This is a genomic window from Pseudomonas agarici (assembly GCF_001543125.1).
In the GTDB taxonomy this organism is placed as follows: domain Bacteria; phylum Pseudomonadota; class Gammaproteobacteria; order Pseudomonadales; family Pseudomonadaceae; genus Aquipseudomonas; species Aquipseudomonas agarici.
The window spans coordinates 2,222,023-2,237,273 of record NZ_CP014135.1 but is presented as its reverse complement, the minus strand read 5'-3'; the positions used below and the strand labels follow the sequence as shown (position 1 = coordinate 2,237,273).

Sequence of the window (15,251 nt, the reverse complement as noted above, 5' to 3'; positions counted from 1 at the left end):
AGCTTCGGCCTGCCCTTAAGGTTTCATGCCTTGGGACACCGCGCCCGCTACGCTATCAGCCGGCGACGTCCAATCCAGAGCGAACACCATGAGCAAATACAACCAGATCTACAGCGATCTGCTTGCCAGCATCACCACGGAGCAATTGGAAAAAGGCGATCGGCTGCCCTCGGAAACCGAACTGATGAACCGCTATCAAGCCAGTCGCGGCACGGTGCGCAAGGCTATCGAGCAACTGCAGGAGCGCGGGTTCGCGCAAAAAATCCATGGCAAGGGCACCTTCGTGCTGTCACGCAGTCCCATCGAGTTCCAACTCGGCGGCATCGTCAGCTTCCAGGAAGCCCATGTGAGCATGGGCAGCCATATCGGTACCGAAGTCGTGGAGTTCAGCGAAATCCTGCTGACGGGCGCCCTGCGAGAACGCTTTCAGGCCGAACCCGACAGTCCGCTGATCCGCATCAAGCGGGTGCGGCGCATTGATGGCAAACGGATCATTCTCGATATCAACCATTTTCTCGCCGAGCTGATTCCCGGCCTGACGCGCGACATTGCCGAGCACTCGATTTATGCCTATATCGAGCAGACCCTGCGACTGAGCATCAGTTTCGCCGAGCGCACCATCGAAGCGGAGCGTTGTGGCAAGGACGATCAGCAACACCTGGACCTGGATGGAGCCAGCCATGTGATCGTAGTGAAGAACCAGACCTTCCTGCAGGATGGCCGGCAATTCGAGTACACCGAGTCGCGGCATACCCTGGACAAGTTCTACTTTTCGGACGTGGCCAGGCGCTAGAATCTGTAGGAAATGTTTTCGAGCGAAGGCCAGGCCAGGCGAAAGCAGGCGAGCCAGCGCCGTCGACGGATGCTCAATGAGCATGACGAGCCGACCTTCAACCCCGCATGGGCGAACGCAGATGCATTTCGTACAGAGCCTAAGGCATAAGCGGCGATGCCGAGGTATTGTTGGCGCTTGCCCACTGGGCCAGAAATTTCGCGATCCGGTCCTCAATGTGGCTCTCGACGGTTCGCAATCGGAGCAACGGTATACCGCTCTTCATCAGGATGCTGTTTTTCAACTGATCCCGCGCAGCCTGCAGCGTCGTGTCGTGATACCCACCATCGACTTCAATGACACCCAAAGGTGTTTTTCCTACCCGGAAATAGAGCACGAAATCGCAACTGGCGCGGTTTCGCATGAAGTTTCGCTCGGGCGGCGTCAATGCCTCGTTGTCTGCTGAAACCAACTGATTCAAGCGGATCTGGGCATGGAACGTCATCGCCTGATTGCCTTCGCGAGATAACGCCTCACGCAGCAGCTGTGCGACGATCTGCTCGGACTTGAATCGCGAGTCGCTCGGTCGCAATCGGGCATTGAGCCTTTCCAGGGATTGATCGTATGCCTTGTAGAGCAGATCAAAAGCGCAAATGAGCAGTGAACGATGAATCTGTTGCTCGCCAGCGTAATACTCCATGTAACGCACCAGGGCAGCGATATGACCGTTGTTCTCGGTAAAGACGTCGTCGCCGGTCACTAGCGTAAAGCGAGTCTTGGCTCTTGATACCGCCACATTGACCAGATGAGGATTATCCACAAACCCGAGGTTTCGCTGACTGTATTGTTTTTTATCCAGCACGGTGGAAAAAACAATTTCGTCGCACTCGCGCCCTTGGAATTTGTGCACGGTATTCTTGACGAAATGCTCTGGCAAATGCGTCTGCGAAAGAGCAACCTGCGCTCTGTACGGAGCAATGAATCCTCTGCTGTTGGCATTGTCCCAATCACTCTCGCCATCCCACTTCAGCATTTCGAGCACTGAATCCAACTCTCTAAGGTTGGCATTCTTTCGTGTGTGATTGCCCTGGGCGGTGACGAGCAGCTGCAATGGCTTTTCACCTGAATCGTATGTCATCGGGATAAGCTGGTTGTCGTAAAACTGCTGATTGCAGAACTGGATGATCCTGGGATGGCAACGATAATGCTCCTTGAGCAGCGTCATCGGAACCGAGTCATTGAAAACACTGACGCAGGAATCGAGCAGGCTGTATTTCTCGCAATCATAGGCGTCGGCGGCAGCGGCGATACCCAGTTTCGCCGGGATATGCGGCAATTGTTTGCGATCGCCAACGACAATAAGGTTTCTGGCGCAACCCAATGCCAGTATTCCCGGCACGATGTCCTGCTGCGAAGCCTCGTCGATGATGACATAGTCGAGAAGTGCACCACGGCTGATCGAGTTGATAATGGAATGCGTGCTGCTACCCAAGATCGGGTAGCGTTTCAGAAATTTATCAAAGTTATTCCGATAGCTGTCCGAATCGAATTCCTGGTGGACGCCGGCATGCTGATAAAGATGGTGTTTCAGATGGGCCATCGAAGCGCTGGTCAGCTCCTCCAACAATGTCTTGAAGTTACCTCGCTCCAATACTTCCCGACAGCTTGCCCATGCAGACTTTTTATCCTGTAGCGACCTCTCATAAAAATGTAGCTGCAAGGAATAGATCAGGGATTGACGCTTGCCCCAATCATCGAAAGGCTTCATGCGTAGGATTCTGAAATTCAACAGCAACTCGATCCTGTCCCTTAGCCTGATACGGTTCTGCGCAAGGTGGGTCATATAAGCCATCAGATCCACGCTGCTTTTTGCAGACAACTTGTACTTGCCCAAGGGAACAGGGGCTGTCGCCATGTTCTCGCGCTGCCATTGCAACAGATATTGTTGCTCTATCGTCAACTCATCGATCTCGCCCTGCAACCGCGCCAACTCGTTCTGGGCATGAAGAAACTGCTTCAAGCGCTGGAGAACGGCTTGAATGTGCTGCATATCGGGGGCGGATCCGCTGGCTGCCGAGGGTATGGCCGCCAGGTCGTTGAAAAAGCTTTTGCGATTCTCCGTACTACCCAGCTTGGCAAGCAGATAATCCAGCCCGACTTTGCCTAGCTTTTCATAGACGTTCTCCACCGCCGCATTGTTATTCGACAGAATCGCGACGGTTTTTCCGCGTAATACAATATTGGCGATGATGTTTAATATTGTCTGGGTTTTCCCGGTGCCTGGAGGACCTTCGATCAAGCTGATCTGAGAGCTGAAGGCCCGTTCTACTGCGTCGAGTTGGCTTTCGTTGACGCCGAAAGGGTAGATAAAACCGCCCTCAGACTGCCGCGACTGACTCTGCCCCGTGCAATAGGCGTGCAATGCCGTATCGCCATGGGGGAGCACCTTATCCAATTGGCGCAATACATTCTCGGCGATGGCTTTGTCCTGCGGCGTTGCCCGTTCTATCCGCGCATTTGCCACAGAAACGAAATAGCGAAAGACTGCTTCGTCCTTGAGCGTGGTCTGCGCAACGAACACAACATCATCCAGCTTGTTGACGTAGCTCTTCTGCCCTCCCGGGTATTTAACGACGGCATACTTCTGCCCATAGATATGCGCACTGTCCACGGGATTGAACTCCGCCTGCTTTTTCTGCATGAGAAGCTTTCCCTGTAGCACCTGGGTGGGGACGACTCGGCAAGCGCTCAATGGACGGCTCAACTCCCCGCCCGAACGGAAATAACAAGTCAGTATCGGTTCTGCACCTTGAGTATTCGGCCGTATCCTCCAGTCACGGAGCTTTCCGGTTTGATCTTCACCATCCATGTAGATAGAAATCATATGATTTTATGCAAAAATTGCTCGGAGGAAGGAAACGTCACAATGGTTTCAGAATATCCCTGGATAGCCTCATTACGCCATTATTCATCCACTCCTGACCTGCGGTGACTCGTCATGGCCGTCGTCGCCATAGGGGCTGGCTGAGTGTTCTTATGCTCCCGCAACAGCCGCAAACCATCCTAGGTAAAAACGGGTTTCGCCCAGCCAATAGCCGATGCGGTCACGCTCGGTCTTGCCGATACGCCGGTCCAGCGGACGCTAGGTCATGTTCACGAGCGTTTCCCGTTCGCCTGACGGGAGGTGATGAGCAAACACTGCTAGAGATGCGAGGGCCGAGCTGAGAAAAAACGGACATCCGAAGAAGGTTAAGTTAAGTGCCGTCCAAATCTGTCCGATTTTTTGACGCCCCGGTCGACCGGGCGACGTCAGCAAATCCCCCGAAATACAACATCAATCCGCGACCATAGACAGTATATGCGGGCCACAAAGGTCTGAAATTACAGCAACTTAATGAATCCATACCTATCGATCTCCACGCTTATAAAGTAGGGTATTTTATCCATTCAATCATTGTCTACACGCTATCCCACAGAGCCATGAGAAACATCATGCCATCATGTACGGAGAAACTTAATTGTCACATCTACATAGCACTATAGACATATGCCTGCTAGCCTGGAATTTCTGAAAGAAAGCACCTCAACCAGCTTTCCACATGATGTCGGAATGATACTTTTCGATCCGATCATAACGTCGGATCAGATGTGAGCTGTTCAAGCGCCAGTATCGTCAGAGGCGAGTTATCACGATTAATTTAATTTTGCGTGAGGACTCAGAAATATTCCATCGCCTATACTCGGGCCCAACGAATAACGAATGGAAGCCAGATATGTCGCAGTCATCTGCTTCACCCAGAGCCAACCATCCACGCTGGCTAAGGCTTACTCATTGGCTCAACGCGTTGGCGGTGCTGGTGATGGTCACCAGCGGTTGGCGTATTTACAACGCCTCGCCGATCTACGAATTCAGTTTTCCCAAGTCGATTACCCTCGGCGGTTGGCTCGGCGGCGCGTTGCAATGGCATTTCGCGGCAATGTGGTTTCTGGCGATCAACGGCCTGATTTACTTGATCTTCAATCTCTTCAGTGGGCGCCTGAAGCGGCGTTTCTTCCCGGTGTCACCCAAAGGAGTACTGCATGATTTGTGGGCGGCCGCGCGCGGAAAGCTCGGGCACGCCGACCTCAATCAATACAATCAAGTGCAACGACTGGCTTACCTGTTCGTGATGGTCGACATCGCATTGCTAGTGCTGTCCGGGCTGGTGTTGTGGAAGTCGGTGCAGTTTCCATTACTGCGTGAACTGCTGTGGGGTTACGAAGGGGCGCGCCGCGTGCATTTCTTCACCATGGCACTGTTGGTGGCCTTCGTGATGGTGCACTTGGTGATGGTCGCGCTGGTTCCGAAAACACTGTTGGCCATGATCGTCACCCGCAAGGAGCAGGTATGAAAAAACGTATCCAGATACCTGGGCTGGACGAGACTTCGATCCTGATCGACGCCCGCAAGATCCTTGCCCCGCAAATCGAAGACCGCTCGCGCCGCTCGTTTCTGCTGCGTGGCCTGACCCTTGGAAGTGTGGCGATGTTGTCCGGTTGCAACATCACCGACAACGAAAGCGTCGACACCGCGTTGTCGTCCATGTCGCGTTTTAATGACCGGGTGCAAGGCTGGCTGTTCAACCCAAACGCGATGGCCCCGACTTATCCCGAATCGATGATCACCCGACCATTTCCCTTCAATGCCTTTTACGGCATCGATGAAGCGCCGACGGTGGAAGAGGAAAGCTATCGCCTGGAAGTCACCGGCCTGGTCGCCGACAAGCGCAACTGGCGCCTTGAAGAGTTACGCGCCATGGCCCAGACCGAGCAGATCACCCGGCACATTTGCGTCGAAGGCTGGAGTGCGATCGGGCGTTGGGGGGGCGTGCGCTTCAGCGACTTTCTGAAACGGGTTGGAGCCGACACCGACGCCAAATATGTCGGGTTCAAATGCGCCGACGATTACTACACCAGCATCGACATGGCCACCGCGTTGCACGCGCAGACGTTGCTGACGCTGACCTATGACGGCGCGGTGCTGCCGCGCGAATACGGCTTCCCGATGAAGCTGCGCATGCCCACCAAACTCGGCTACAAGAATCCCAAACACATTCAGGCGATTTTCGTCAGCAACACCTACAGCGGTGGCTACTGGGAAGACCAGGGCTACAACTGGTTCGGTGGTAGTTGATCAGTGCCTAATCCTTTCACCCGTCCATAAACCCATGTTCCAAGGAGTATCATCATGAAGAAGTTGACTACCGTTGTTCTGTCCATGTGCCTGGCCGTTGGTGCCGCCAGTGTTTTTGCTGCTGACACTATGAGCCACGACAGCATGAGCAAAGACTCGATGTCCAAAGACGGCATGTCCAAGGATGCGATGAAGAAAGATGCAATGAAGAAAGATGGAATGTCCAAAGACGGTATGTCTAAAGACGGCATGTCCAAAGATGCGATGAAGAAAGATGAAATGTCCAAGGACGCCATGAAAAAAGGCGGAATGTCGCAGTAATTCCGATCACCGCGGTCCCTATGGGACCGAGCCTGAATTGATCACGTTGTAGAAGCTCTGAGCTGATCTGACAGTTACTGGATTTGCGGCCATGACTGTCAGGTCAGATTCACTTGATCATTGTGGCTTGCCAGTTTTCTTTCCCTTCGTAAGCGTCTCGACCGGTCGAAGGAGAGCAAGACGACACAACCTTGACCGCGTATTCGTTGGTTGCCCAGGCAGCAAGCAGAATGCGTCCTTCGCCGTAAATTCCAGTCACCGCAACTGCGCTTCGCGGGTGCGCTGCAGCCCCAGCACGCACAGTGCCGCACACGCCTTCCTCGCCTTCAAGGCATCAGCCAAGCCCGCCCTGGGCGGCCTGCCGCAAGCTCGATTTCAAAGATCGGATTGCACCATCCAAATCTCGGGATCAGGGCCGCCTGCCGTTTTGAGCGAGGGCGTTCCAGCAGGCGTCAGCACATAGCCTTCAGGGTCGCGGCAGACAGGCTACGACGCGCCAGTACCACGAAGATTCGGAGATCCAGCCAGTCGATGTCTGTGCGTTTTTTATCAGCCATTGATCGGAGATAGCTAATTTTCCAGCTCTCGATAGGGACGTACATTCTGGTCAACGCGCAAACATAAAGGAGTTCAACAATGTCAGAGATCAAGAAAGTAGCCATCATCACTGGCGCCTCGCAGGGCATGGGTGAGGGCATCGTGAATGGGTTTCGTGCCCGCGGTTACGGCGTCGTCGCCACGTCGCGCTCGATCCAGCCCTCGACCGATCCGGACCTGGTGACCGTCCGCGGCGACATCGGCGACCCGCAGACAGGCGCACGCCTGGTCGCGGCAGCGCTCGACAGGTTCGGCCGCATCGACACCCTGGTGAACAACGCCGGTATCTTCATCGGCAAGCCGTTCACCGAATATACGGAAGAGGACTATCGGCTCAAGCTGAAGACCAACCTCGATGGCTTTTTCTTTACCACCCAGCATGTCATCCCCGTGATGCTTGAGCAGGGCAGCGGCCATGTCGTCCAGATCACGGCGTCGGCGGCGGAATTCGCCGTTTCGAGCTCCCCCGCCTTTATCGCCATGCTGACGAAGGGCGGAATGAACTCTGCCACCAAGAGTCTAGCAATCGAGTACGCCAAGCGCGGTATCCGCGTGAACGCCGTTGCTCCCGGGATCATTCGCACGCCCATGCACAATCCGCAGATCATCGAACAATTGGCCGCGTTCCACCCTATGAACAAGCTGGGCGAGGTCGAGGACATCGTTCGGGCTGTGCTCTACCTTGAGGACGCCACTTTCTCGACCGGTGAAATCCTCCACGTCGATGGCGGCCTTATCGCCGGTCGCTAAACCACCCAAGGGAGCGCGCATTGGGCCCGCCCCCCACCTTCTTGGAGAATCATATGCCAATCGTGAACATACTTGTGACCCGTGAGGGTGCTAAACGCACCACCAGCGAACAAAAGGCCGCAATCTACAAAGGAGTCGCCGACTTGCTCTTCGACGTCATGGGCAAGCCGCGTGAGGAGACAACCGTTGTCTTTCACGAACATGAGATAGACGACCTCGGAAAGGGCGGCCTGCCGCTGGCTGAGTATTTCAGCCGTCGCGCTCGGGATCATCAGACAGACTCCTGACGTCGAGCGCAGAGCGTCTCGGGCAAGCGACACAGGCATGAGACGCCGAAATGACAACGCCCCCGAAACATCGGTGAAGACTGAGTGGTCTCCTACAGGCCGCCCACGTCAGCCCACGCGATCCGATGTTTCCACTACCGGCCCCATTCAGAGGAGTGTCTCAGATGACAACCACGCATGTAGACGCCTATTTCAAGGCACTGAGCAACAAAGATAATCTGCAGATCCTTCCGCATCTTGCGGAAAACATCGTTCTTCTCGGGCCTATCTTTCCTGAACCCACCGAAGGGAAGGACGCGGTCGCAGAGGTCCTTTCCGGGTTTCTCGAGACCATCGACACCCTGGAAGTCAACCTGAGGTTTACATCGGATCGGGACGTGGCCGTCTTTTTCACTTTCACGTGCAATGGAATCACGGTCAAGGGGAACGAGCATCTGCACCTGGACGAACACGGTCTCATCGACCAGATCGAGGTCGCGTGGCGGCCACTTCCCAGCGCAGTGCTCGTCCAGGAGGTGTTCGCCAACAAGCTAGGCTTCGAGCCGATGCGCCTCGTCCCCGCGTCGGCCACTTAATCCACCATTCTGCCGGGCGATCAGAGGGCCCTCAAGAAAGGGATTTTTTTCGCTAAGACTTCAAGTGCAGCCGATTGCGCCGAGAAAGGCGCAACTGATGAGAGACCTATATGCTTGAATCCGAGCTTGGAGTCGCGGCAAAACTACGCTCTCTCGGGACTTTCGAAGAGTACTTCTGGCTTGTGGAGCGAAAAACGCCGCGCACAATAGTGGTCGTCGCCGCGCTGGAGGGCCCGACAACGATCGACGGGTGGCGAACGGCACTGAATGCACTTCAAGCGCATCATCCAATACTTTCGGCGCGCGTTCGAAAGTCCCCTGGTTTTCGCCCTTGCTTTGTCACGGCTCCTGGCGTCGATCTGCCGCTGGAAGTATTGCCATTCGGCTCCGCCCAATCACTGCTCGACTACTGCGCGAAAGAACTCGAAACTGGTTTCGCCGAGAATGAGCTGCTTTTACGAGCTACCGTCCTGCACGAAAAGCATCGCTCCACGTTAGTGCTGGCTGCCGATCATGTGGCTTTCGATGGCAGATCGCTGGTCTACTTGATCCGCGACTTAATTAGCTCGCTCGCAGGAAAGGATCTGGGAAAGCAAAAGCCCTTTTTGCCTTCGCTAGACGAGTTGCTTGGCTTGCACGGTGCAGACATTTATTCAACGCCCTCACCAGCATACAGCGGGTTTTCCGAACCGATTGAACACCCTGTCACTCAATTGGCAGCTCAACATCAATTGGAGCAAATCTCGTTAGCGCCGCAGACCGTGGCCGCGATAACGGAACGCGCACGCCAAGAACAAACGACCGTTCATGGTGCGCTGACTGCCGGGATTTTAATTGCAGGGCGAGCAAAATCCCAGCGTTGGGCCGAAACAGCGATTCGCTGTGTAAGCCCCATTGACAACCGAAAAATGCTGGGCATCGGTGACATTCCGGGTGTTCTACTGACCCTCGCCCACACCGAACTCGAATCGGCAAAGCCATACGACTTTTGGGATCTGGCGCGGCAGGTGAGAAGTGATGTTTCAGCGTTGGGAAACATTCAGGCCGCTGCCCGCAGCTTTGCGCCTTTGCGAGAAACGCTCAGCGCCGAAATGGCCCCCAGCCATATATCAGAAGCGGCTGACCGGCGTGCGCAGGCGTTGATGGTAACCAATTACGGGCGACTTGCGATACCGTCTGAGTATGGGCCGCTGCGCTTGTTATTCATCCGCCCGATGATAACCAGTGGAGTTTCGCACACGCAGACCGTCTCGCTCGCAACACTCGATGGACTTCTCTGCATGACCAATGTCAGCGCCGAACCCATTTCCGATCTTCTAATAGGGGCAAGAGATCTCATCATTTCGCAGCTGCGCTGAATGCATCCGGAATGATGTGGCTCGGCAGCTTAAGTAACACCTCCTCTTAGCGCACGAAAAAGTCCGTTTATTGAGGGCAGCCTGAATCGCCCCGTACCATGCCGCACAAACACGGCGCTTGGCGATGCACAAAGCTGCCAGAATTTGCCAGACCCAAAAAGCCAAAAGCCCACAATTACGCGGGCTTCAGGGGTATTTTTGCCAATCGCTGCCGGTCTGCCGTTCTATGCGGGATGCCGGATGCCGGATGCCGGATCATTCTCACTCTATTATCAATAACAAATAAAAATAGATATAAATCATTGAATTATAAAATTTATAAGCTCAGACACCTTGAAATATACCATTCCGATCATGGCTGATGCTTGCAGGCATTCCGATCACACACGCCTGTCGATTGGCAAGGCTCATGGTCATCTCTCAACGTGCGACTAACCCAAGCACACGTCGGGCTGGTAATTTGAGCGCAAATTCAGTTAGTGTCTTTGCCTCAGATTTTGTGAATAGCAGGGAGCTACTATGTCCTTTGATGCATTTATGAAGGTTGATGGCGTTGAGGGCGAGTCGCTTGACGATGGGCACAAAGGTTGGATCGAGCTGCTTTCATACCACTACGACGCCATGCAGTCCATCAGTCAAACAGCCAGCTCCAGTGGTGGTGCCTCCGCTGGAGGTGTTTCCCTCGGAGACTTCCAAATCAGCAAGTACATTGACCGTGCGACTCCTAAGCTATTTGAGCTTTGCTGCAGAGGGTCGCATATCAAAACCGTGACCATTCGAGTCCATCGTGCCGGGACTGAAAAATTCAAGTACTTGGACATCGTGCTGGAAGAGGTGCTGATCGCGTTGGTCAGCGGACAGGGCGCAGAACAGTCCGGCTTCCCTGTTGAAGTCGTAACCCTAAATTACGGACGTATCAAATTCGAATACTCACAACAGCGTCGTGCCGATGGTGGAAGCGCAGGCATCGTTTCTGGTGGTTGGGACAGGACCGCTAACAAGCCATTTGCGTAAGGAAACGCATTATGTCTGATGATGGAAGTTTTCGCGTCATCCTCAATTTTGCTCAGATGGCTGCAATACTTACGCACGAGTCACTTACACCCGCTGAGATTATGTCCAATCGTATATTTGGAAGCCTTCGGCTTGTCGGCGGGATTATCGAGCTCGCAGGTTCAAGTGTGCTGTGTGCGTTACCTGAGCCAACGATGATTTCAAAAGTCGGGTGCGTTGCAATGGGGGTTCACGCTTCTGATCAACTTTCAGCTGCCTCTACGCAAATTGTGACAGGCCAGCAAACTGACTCATATGCATTCAAAGCTGGAGCGACGGCGGCTGAGGCTTTAGGTGCCTCTCGAGCAACAGGCCAGGTTATTGGGTTAGCTACCGAGTTCGTAGTGCCTTTAACTACTGCATCTATGTACAACGCTTTTCGAGTTTCCTCGGTACGTGCTGGCAGGATGAGCATTACTACAAGCGAGAAGCCACTCCACGCACCAAACAACAGTATCGGCGGACACACTAAGAAGCTCCACTTCCAAAAAGATATTGCAGCACTGCAGTTGCGCTTAAAAAAGGTAAAATCAGCGAGTGTTATGTCTACATTCGAAAAAATGGATATTGCGGAATGGGCAGTAAGCCAGTCACTGAAAGCAAATCGACTTAGAATCTTGATGCATTCTAAAATTCAATTTATTCGCAAGAGCAATCGGCTAATTTTGGATTTTGACGCGAAACAGGTTGTAGGATGGGGTATCCATCGCCCCGCCCAAAATACTCCAGTCAGCATGACAAAGTTGAGAGTTATCATAGAATTCGAAGAATACAACTATATGCCAAGATATATCCTTACTGCCTTTCCGATACTTTGAGGTTTTTGTAATGCGTGGATATATGGAATTGATAGACCTCATGAAGAGTCTGGGTGACGGAATACTCGACCATCTCCCTGAAGACCAAAGAACCGGACAGCTTACCGTCGAAGAAATAATCGACCAATGGATGGCGAAAAAGTCATATTTTTCCGCCCTTTCGCTAAGAAAGGATGTTACAAATTATATAAAGCTTCAACGGTCCGGAAATTTCGAAGTTGATGAGATATTGTCATGGTACGACCTTTGTTTCATCCCTGAGAGATTCGGTGTTGAAGAGCATATTTTTCTTACTAGCATCCTCGGCTTGATTGATTTTCATATTGAGAAAAAGAGAAAAGCCTTCTTTGTTAAGTGTTTTGGCTGGTTAGGCTACAAATAAAGATTCTACGTGTACGAATGATACTAACGGCTACATAAACCATGAGAATGGGCAGGAAAGAGTATTTAACACTGGCAACTCAGTTCCTGACTGACATCTCCAAGCTTAGCACTCTCGATACCATGCCGGCATTGCTAATGCCGATTATGGTATCGAGGCACTTGTGCTGATGCCAACCATCCGCGCCATGAAAAACGCCATTAATGACACAGTAAAAGTCACTATCTATCCTTATTTTCACAACAAAATCAGATAGTTGCGAATACCCCCTACACTCTGAGATCAATCGCTGAAGAAATTCCACACCCGTGAAGGCCGCGTAGACGCGGACGCTAGCCGGATCACTAAAGTCTTCTTTGAGCACCCTAAACTATCGAATTTCGGGCACGATCACCAAGAAAGTGCGATTAGGCGAGGCAAGAACTTATAAAAAATCGGTTGGAGAATGATATTCATAGGATAGTGAGTATTAAAAATCATATGACTTCGGAAGGTTTAGAATATGTACACCCTCCGTTTGGGCAAGAAACATCCTTCATTGAAGATTATTTCGAAGGAGACTTGTATGTATTTCTAACGAATGTTTTAAGCTTGCTTGATAACGAGTACAAAGCCCGCTCACGAAATTTCTTATCAGGATTTACAGGGCGTGGCTGAAAGCTTTATGTCATCCACAACCAAAGTTTTTCCGAGTTGGTAGCAATCTAAACAGTAGAAGCGAGTCGCCTCATAATCATGATATATTAGCACTCTCGATATCATGCTGACATTACTAAGCCGTACATTGTAGGCATTCTCTACTAATGCCTACAATGTACGCCATGAAAAACGCCATTGATGATGCAGTAAAATTCACCATCTATTCTCATGTTCACAATAAAATTAGATAGTTGAGGATACCCTCTACTCCCACTCGATTATAAATTTCGATAAAAATTATATATAAATCAGCATGTTATTTTCACGAAAATTCAAGATACCATGAAAAATACCATGCTCGATTCTGCGAACCGCAGGCCGACCGTGAATTAGGGTCTGTGGGGATTCATCTTGAGTTGACGACAGCACCAGCGAGGTAGACCATGGCTTCGAAACTCTGATCGGTTTTGCATGCCCGCATGGCGATGCGTTTGAACTCTTTGAGTTTGCAGAAGAAGTTCTCGATGAGGAGGCGCTAGGCGTAGATGTCAGCATCTATCCTGAGCTTCTGCGCACGTGCGGGGTGCTGCGAGCTGACGACCCGGGCGCCGCGGTCGTTCAATTCGGCAACCAGCGCGCTGCTGTCGAAGGTCTTGTCGGCGATCAGCCCGTCGAAGGCGATCCCATTGATCAGTGGTGGTACCTCGACGCTGTCATGGCGCTGACCCGGCATCAGACGGAAGCTCACGAGGTTGCCCAGGGTATCGGTGAGCGCCAGTATCTTTGTTGTCATGCAACCTTTGGAGCGGCCAATGGCCTGACTCGAACTTCCCCTTTTGCGCCTTGGCCATGGCCATGGACCTTGACGATTGTCGCATCGACCATGACATATTCCAGGTCGGGTTCGTCCGAGATCGCGTCGAATATGCGCCTGAAAACATCGGCTTCCCGCCAATCGCGAAAACGACGGAATGCCGTGTTCCAGTTGCCGAACCGATCCGGCAGATCACACCGCGAACTGCCTGTGCGCACGATCCACAGCACTGCCTCCAGAAACAGTCGATTGTCTTTCCCGCTGCGACCGGGGTCGCTTGGCTTACCAAGGCAGTGCGGCTCGATCTTCACCCATTGGGCATCCGTCAGAACATCTCGATCCATCCGAAGTATGAATCATATCCGCGTCAATTTATGAATCGCCACAGACCCTAGCGATTTATTCAGAAATCTCGTCTACGGTCCTGGTGTCCTGGAGCGTATTGAGGGTCTTGAACTGACGCTGCTCAATGCTGCTATCATTCATTTTTCAATCATGAGAAGGGGCCGACCGCGATGAAAACTGGACTACTTCTGATTGGCGCGCTTGTGACTGTGGGATTGGTTTGCCCCCCCTTCGCTGCCGAAGCGCAGACTCAACAGACGCTGGATAATGAAGATCCGGTGATCGGTGCAAAAAAGGCATGCGACGGTTTCGGCGCTTTGGCTGCAAAGAGCACTACGGACCAGTTGGTCAATGGCTTCTACACCGAAAACGCGATGTACATCGGCCCGACGCTACCTGGAGGCATACTGATCGGTCGGGAAGCTATTCGAAAAAGCTATGCGGAATCACCTGCAGACGTCACTTTCAAAGGCGTCTGCGAGCATGCCCAGAAGCTCAGCGACACAGTTGTTGCCATTAGCGGTCATTGGACCACAACCCCGAACGACCCACACAAGGGCGAGGGAAGCAAAGGCAGTTTCGCCCTTACCTTCGTAAAAGAAGATGGGAAATGGCTCACGGCGGTGGACAGCTGGAACATTGAACAGCCGGCTCCGCCGGCCAAGGCCCCGTAGCGGGCTGGCGAGAGACCTTGGGTTGCCGCGAGGTCGAGGGCGCGGTTGAGCACTGCGATGACGGGGTAGGCGATTTCTACAGCGTCTATCTCCATTTCGATCCGGAGTGGCAAGACGATCCGATCGGCTTGCACGGTGTCACGTGTATCGCCGACTGCCCTACATTTCGCGAAGCACTGGACTTCGCCGAAGAGCAGGCCGCGCGTTGGTTGTTTTCGATCAAACCCGGGAGCAGCGCGAATAGGCGCGTTAGCCGGGCCGCAGGCGCACCAGATTGATCTCTTCGAGCACAAACTGACCCGCAAATTTCATCGAGGAGCTGTGGCGAGTGATTTCCGAGGTTCAGCCGTCAATTTGTAGTGGTCTAATGATCCCGGACACTCATTTAGGCGAGAATGCTCGCCAGAACGAGGTGTCAGATGACCAAACAACGCCGTACCTTTTCCCCTGAATTCAAGCGCGAGGCTGCCGACCTCGTTCTCAAGCAGGATTACAGCCTCATTGAGGCCAGCCGCTCGCTTGGTATCGGCGAGTCGGCTTTGCGCCGATGGGTCGACCAGGTGCAGCAAGAACGCACGGGCGTCACCCCGCAGAGCAAAGCGCTGACCCCGGAGCAGCAGAAAATCCAAGAGCTGGAAGCCCGAATTGCTCGCCTTGAGCGGGAAAAATCGATCTTAAAAAACCGCCTCCCCG

Annotated in this window: 14 protein-coding genes and 1 pseudogene; 13 read left to right on the top strand and 2 right to left on the bottom strand. The window is 53.0% G+C overall.

Annotated elements, in window-relative coordinates:
* Positions 1-88: 88 nt before the first annotated feature.
* The gene (treR, locus tag AWM79_RS09920; RefSeq protein ID WP_060782730.1) at positions 89-793 is read left to right on the top strand and encodes a trehalose operon repressor; all 705 of its coding nucleotides are present in this window, start codon (positions 89-91) and stop codon (positions 791-793) included.
* A gap of 139 nt (positions 794-932) precedes the next feature.
* On the opposite strand, the gene AWM79_RS09915 is transcribed toward treR, so the two are convergent.
* Positions 933-3,656, bottom strand: a complete 2,724-nt coding sequence (locus tag AWM79_RS09915) for an AAA domain-containing protein (protein WP_060782729.1) — start codon at positions 3,654-3,656, stop codon at positions 933-935.
* Positions 3,657-4,545: 889 nt separating this feature from the next.
* Between AWM79_RS09915 and AWM79_RS09910 the strand changes: the two genes are divergently transcribed.
* The 10 genes from AWM79_RS09910 (at position 4,546) to AWM79_RS09865 (ending at position 12,086) form a co-directional block, all read left to right on the top strand.
* On the top strand, positions 4,546-5,163 hold the full coding sequence (locus AWM79_RS09910) for a cytochrome b/b6 domain-containing protein (protein WP_026013146.1): 618 nt from the start codon (positions 4,546-4,548) through the stop codon (positions 5,161-5,163).
* Positions 5,160-5,945 (top strand): molybdopterin-dependent oxidoreductase, encoded by a 786-nt coding sequence (locus tag AWM79_RS09905; RefSeq protein WP_017131726.1) that lies wholly within the window; start codon positions 5,160-5,162, stop codon positions 5,943-5,945. The genes AWM79_RS09910 and AWM79_RS09905 overlap by 4 nt, the downstream gene beginning before the upstream one ends.
* Before the next feature lie 54 nt (positions 5,946-5,999).
* Positions 6,000-6,266 (top strand): pentapeptide MXKDX repeat protein, encoded by a 267-nt coding sequence (locus AWM79_RS09900; protein WP_017131725.1) that lies wholly within the window; start codon positions 6,000-6,002, stop codon positions 6,264-6,266.
* A 636-nt stretch (positions 6,267-6,902) separates the two neighbouring features.
* On the top strand, positions 6,903-7,613 hold the full coding sequence (locus AWM79_RS09895) for an SDR family NAD(P)-dependent oxidoreductase (protein ID WP_060782728.1): 711 nt from the start codon (positions 6,903-6,905) through the stop codon (positions 7,611-7,613).
* Between the two features lie 53 nt (positions 7,614-7,666).
* Entirely contained in the window at positions 7,667-7,900 is a 234-nt protein-coding gene (locus tag AWM79_RS24290; protein WP_082712602.1) for a tautomerase family protein, read from the top strand.
* A 164-nt stretch (positions 7,901-8,064) separates the two neighbouring features.
* Positions 8,065-8,475, top strand: coding sequence for a nuclear transport factor 2 family protein (locus tag AWM79_RS09885; protein ID WP_017131722.1), 411 nt, complete (start codon positions 8,065-8,067; stop codon positions 8,473-8,475).
* A 110-nt stretch (positions 8,476-8,585) separates the two neighbouring features.
* The gene (locus AWM79_RS09880) at positions 8,586-9,833 is read left to right on the top strand and encodes a phthiocerol/phthiodiolone dimycocerosyl transferase family protein (protein WP_060782726.1); all 1,248 of its coding nucleotides are present in this window, start codon (positions 8,586-8,588) and stop codon (positions 9,831-9,833) included.
* A gap of 519 nt (positions 9,834-10,352) precedes the next feature.
* Entirely contained in the window at positions 10,353-10,847 is a 495-nt protein-coding gene (locus AWM79_RS09875; RefSeq protein ID WP_060782725.1) for an Hcp family type VI secretion system effector, read from the top strand.
* A gap of 11 nt (positions 10,848-10,858) precedes the next feature.
* Positions 10,859-11,704: an RNase A-like domain-containing protein gene (locus tag AWM79_RS09870; RefSeq protein WP_060782724.1), complete on the top strand. Its 846-nt coding sequence runs from the start codon at positions 10,859-10,861 to the stop codon at positions 11,702-11,704.
* A 22-nt stretch (positions 11,705-11,726) separates the two neighbouring features.
* Positions 11,727-12,086, top strand: a complete 360-nt coding sequence (locus AWM79_RS09865; protein ID WP_082712601.1) for a hypothetical protein — start codon at positions 11,727-11,729, stop codon at positions 12,084-12,086.
* A 1,045-nt stretch (positions 12,087-13,131) separates the two neighbouring features.
* Here AWM79_RS09865 and AWM79_RS24930 read toward each other — a convergent pair.
* Positions 13,132-13,883: pseudogene (locus AWM79_RS24930) on the bottom strand (IS5 family transposase).
* 171 nt (positions 13,884-14,054) lie between these two features.
* Between AWM79_RS24930 and AWM79_RS09850 the strand changes: the two are divergent.
* Both AWM79_RS09850 and AWM79_RS09840 read left to right on the top strand, forming a co-directional pair.
* Complete coding sequence (locus tag AWM79_RS09850; RefSeq protein WP_060782722.1) at positions 14,055-14,558, top strand: YybH family protein; 504 nt, start codon at positions 14,055-14,057, stop codon at positions 14,556-14,558.
* A gap of 419 nt (positions 14,559-14,977) precedes the next feature.
* On the top strand, positions 14,978-15,251 hold a 274-nt coding region (locus tag AWM79_RS09840), incomplete at its 3' end, for a transposase (protein ID WP_156430171.1).

Excerpts from the sequence above, each read along its gene's own strand:
- treR (WP_060782730.1), top strand. The coding sequence starts at position 89 with ATGAGCAAATACAACCAGATCTACAGCGATCTGCTTGCCAGCATCACC.
- AWM79_RS09915 (WP_060782729.1), bottom strand. The coding sequence starts at position 3,656 with ATGATTTCTATCTACATGGATGGTGAAGATCAAACCGGAAAGCTCCGT.
- AWM79_RS09910 (WP_026013146.1), top strand. The coding sequence starts at position 4,546 with ATGTCGCAGTCATCTGCTTCACCCAGAGCCAACCATCCACGCTGGCTA.
- AWM79_RS09905 (WP_017131726.1), top strand. The coding sequence starts at position 5,160 with ATGAAAAAACGTATCCAGATACCTGGGCTGGACGAGACTTCGATCCTG.
- AWM79_RS09900 (WP_017131725.1), top strand. The coding sequence starts at position 6,000 with ATGAAGAAGTTGACTACCGTTGTTCTGTCCATGTGCCTGGCCGTTGGT.
- AWM79_RS09895 (WP_060782728.1), top strand. The coding sequence starts at position 6,903 with ATGTCAGAGATCAAGAAAGTAGCCATCATCACTGGCGCCTCGCAGGGC.
- AWM79_RS24290 (WP_082712602.1), top strand. The coding sequence starts at position 7,667 with ATGCCAATCGTGAACATACTTGTGACCCGTGAGGGTGCTAAACGCACC.
- AWM79_RS09885 (WP_017131722.1), top strand. The coding sequence starts at position 8,065 with ATGACAACCACGCATGTAGACGCCTATTTCAAGGCACTGAGCAACAAA.
- AWM79_RS09880 (WP_060782726.1), top strand. The coding sequence starts at position 8,586 with ATGCTTGAATCCGAGCTTGGAGTCGCGGCAAAACTACGCTCTCTCGGG.
- AWM79_RS09875 (WP_060782725.1), top strand. The coding sequence starts at position 10,353 with ATGTCCTTTGATGCATTTATGAAGGTTGATGGCGTTGAGGGCGAGTCG.
- AWM79_RS09870 (WP_060782724.1), top strand. The coding sequence starts at position 10,859 with ATGTCTGATGATGGAAGTTTTCGCGTCATCCTCAATTTTGCTCAGATG.
- AWM79_RS09865 (WP_082712601.1), top strand. The coding sequence starts at position 11,727 with ATGGAATTGATAGACCTCATGAAGAGTCTGGGTGACGGAATACTCGAC.
- AWM79_RS09850 (WP_060782722.1), top strand. The coding sequence starts at position 14,055 with ATGAAAACTGGACTACTTCTGATTGGCGCGCTTGTGACTGTGGGATTG.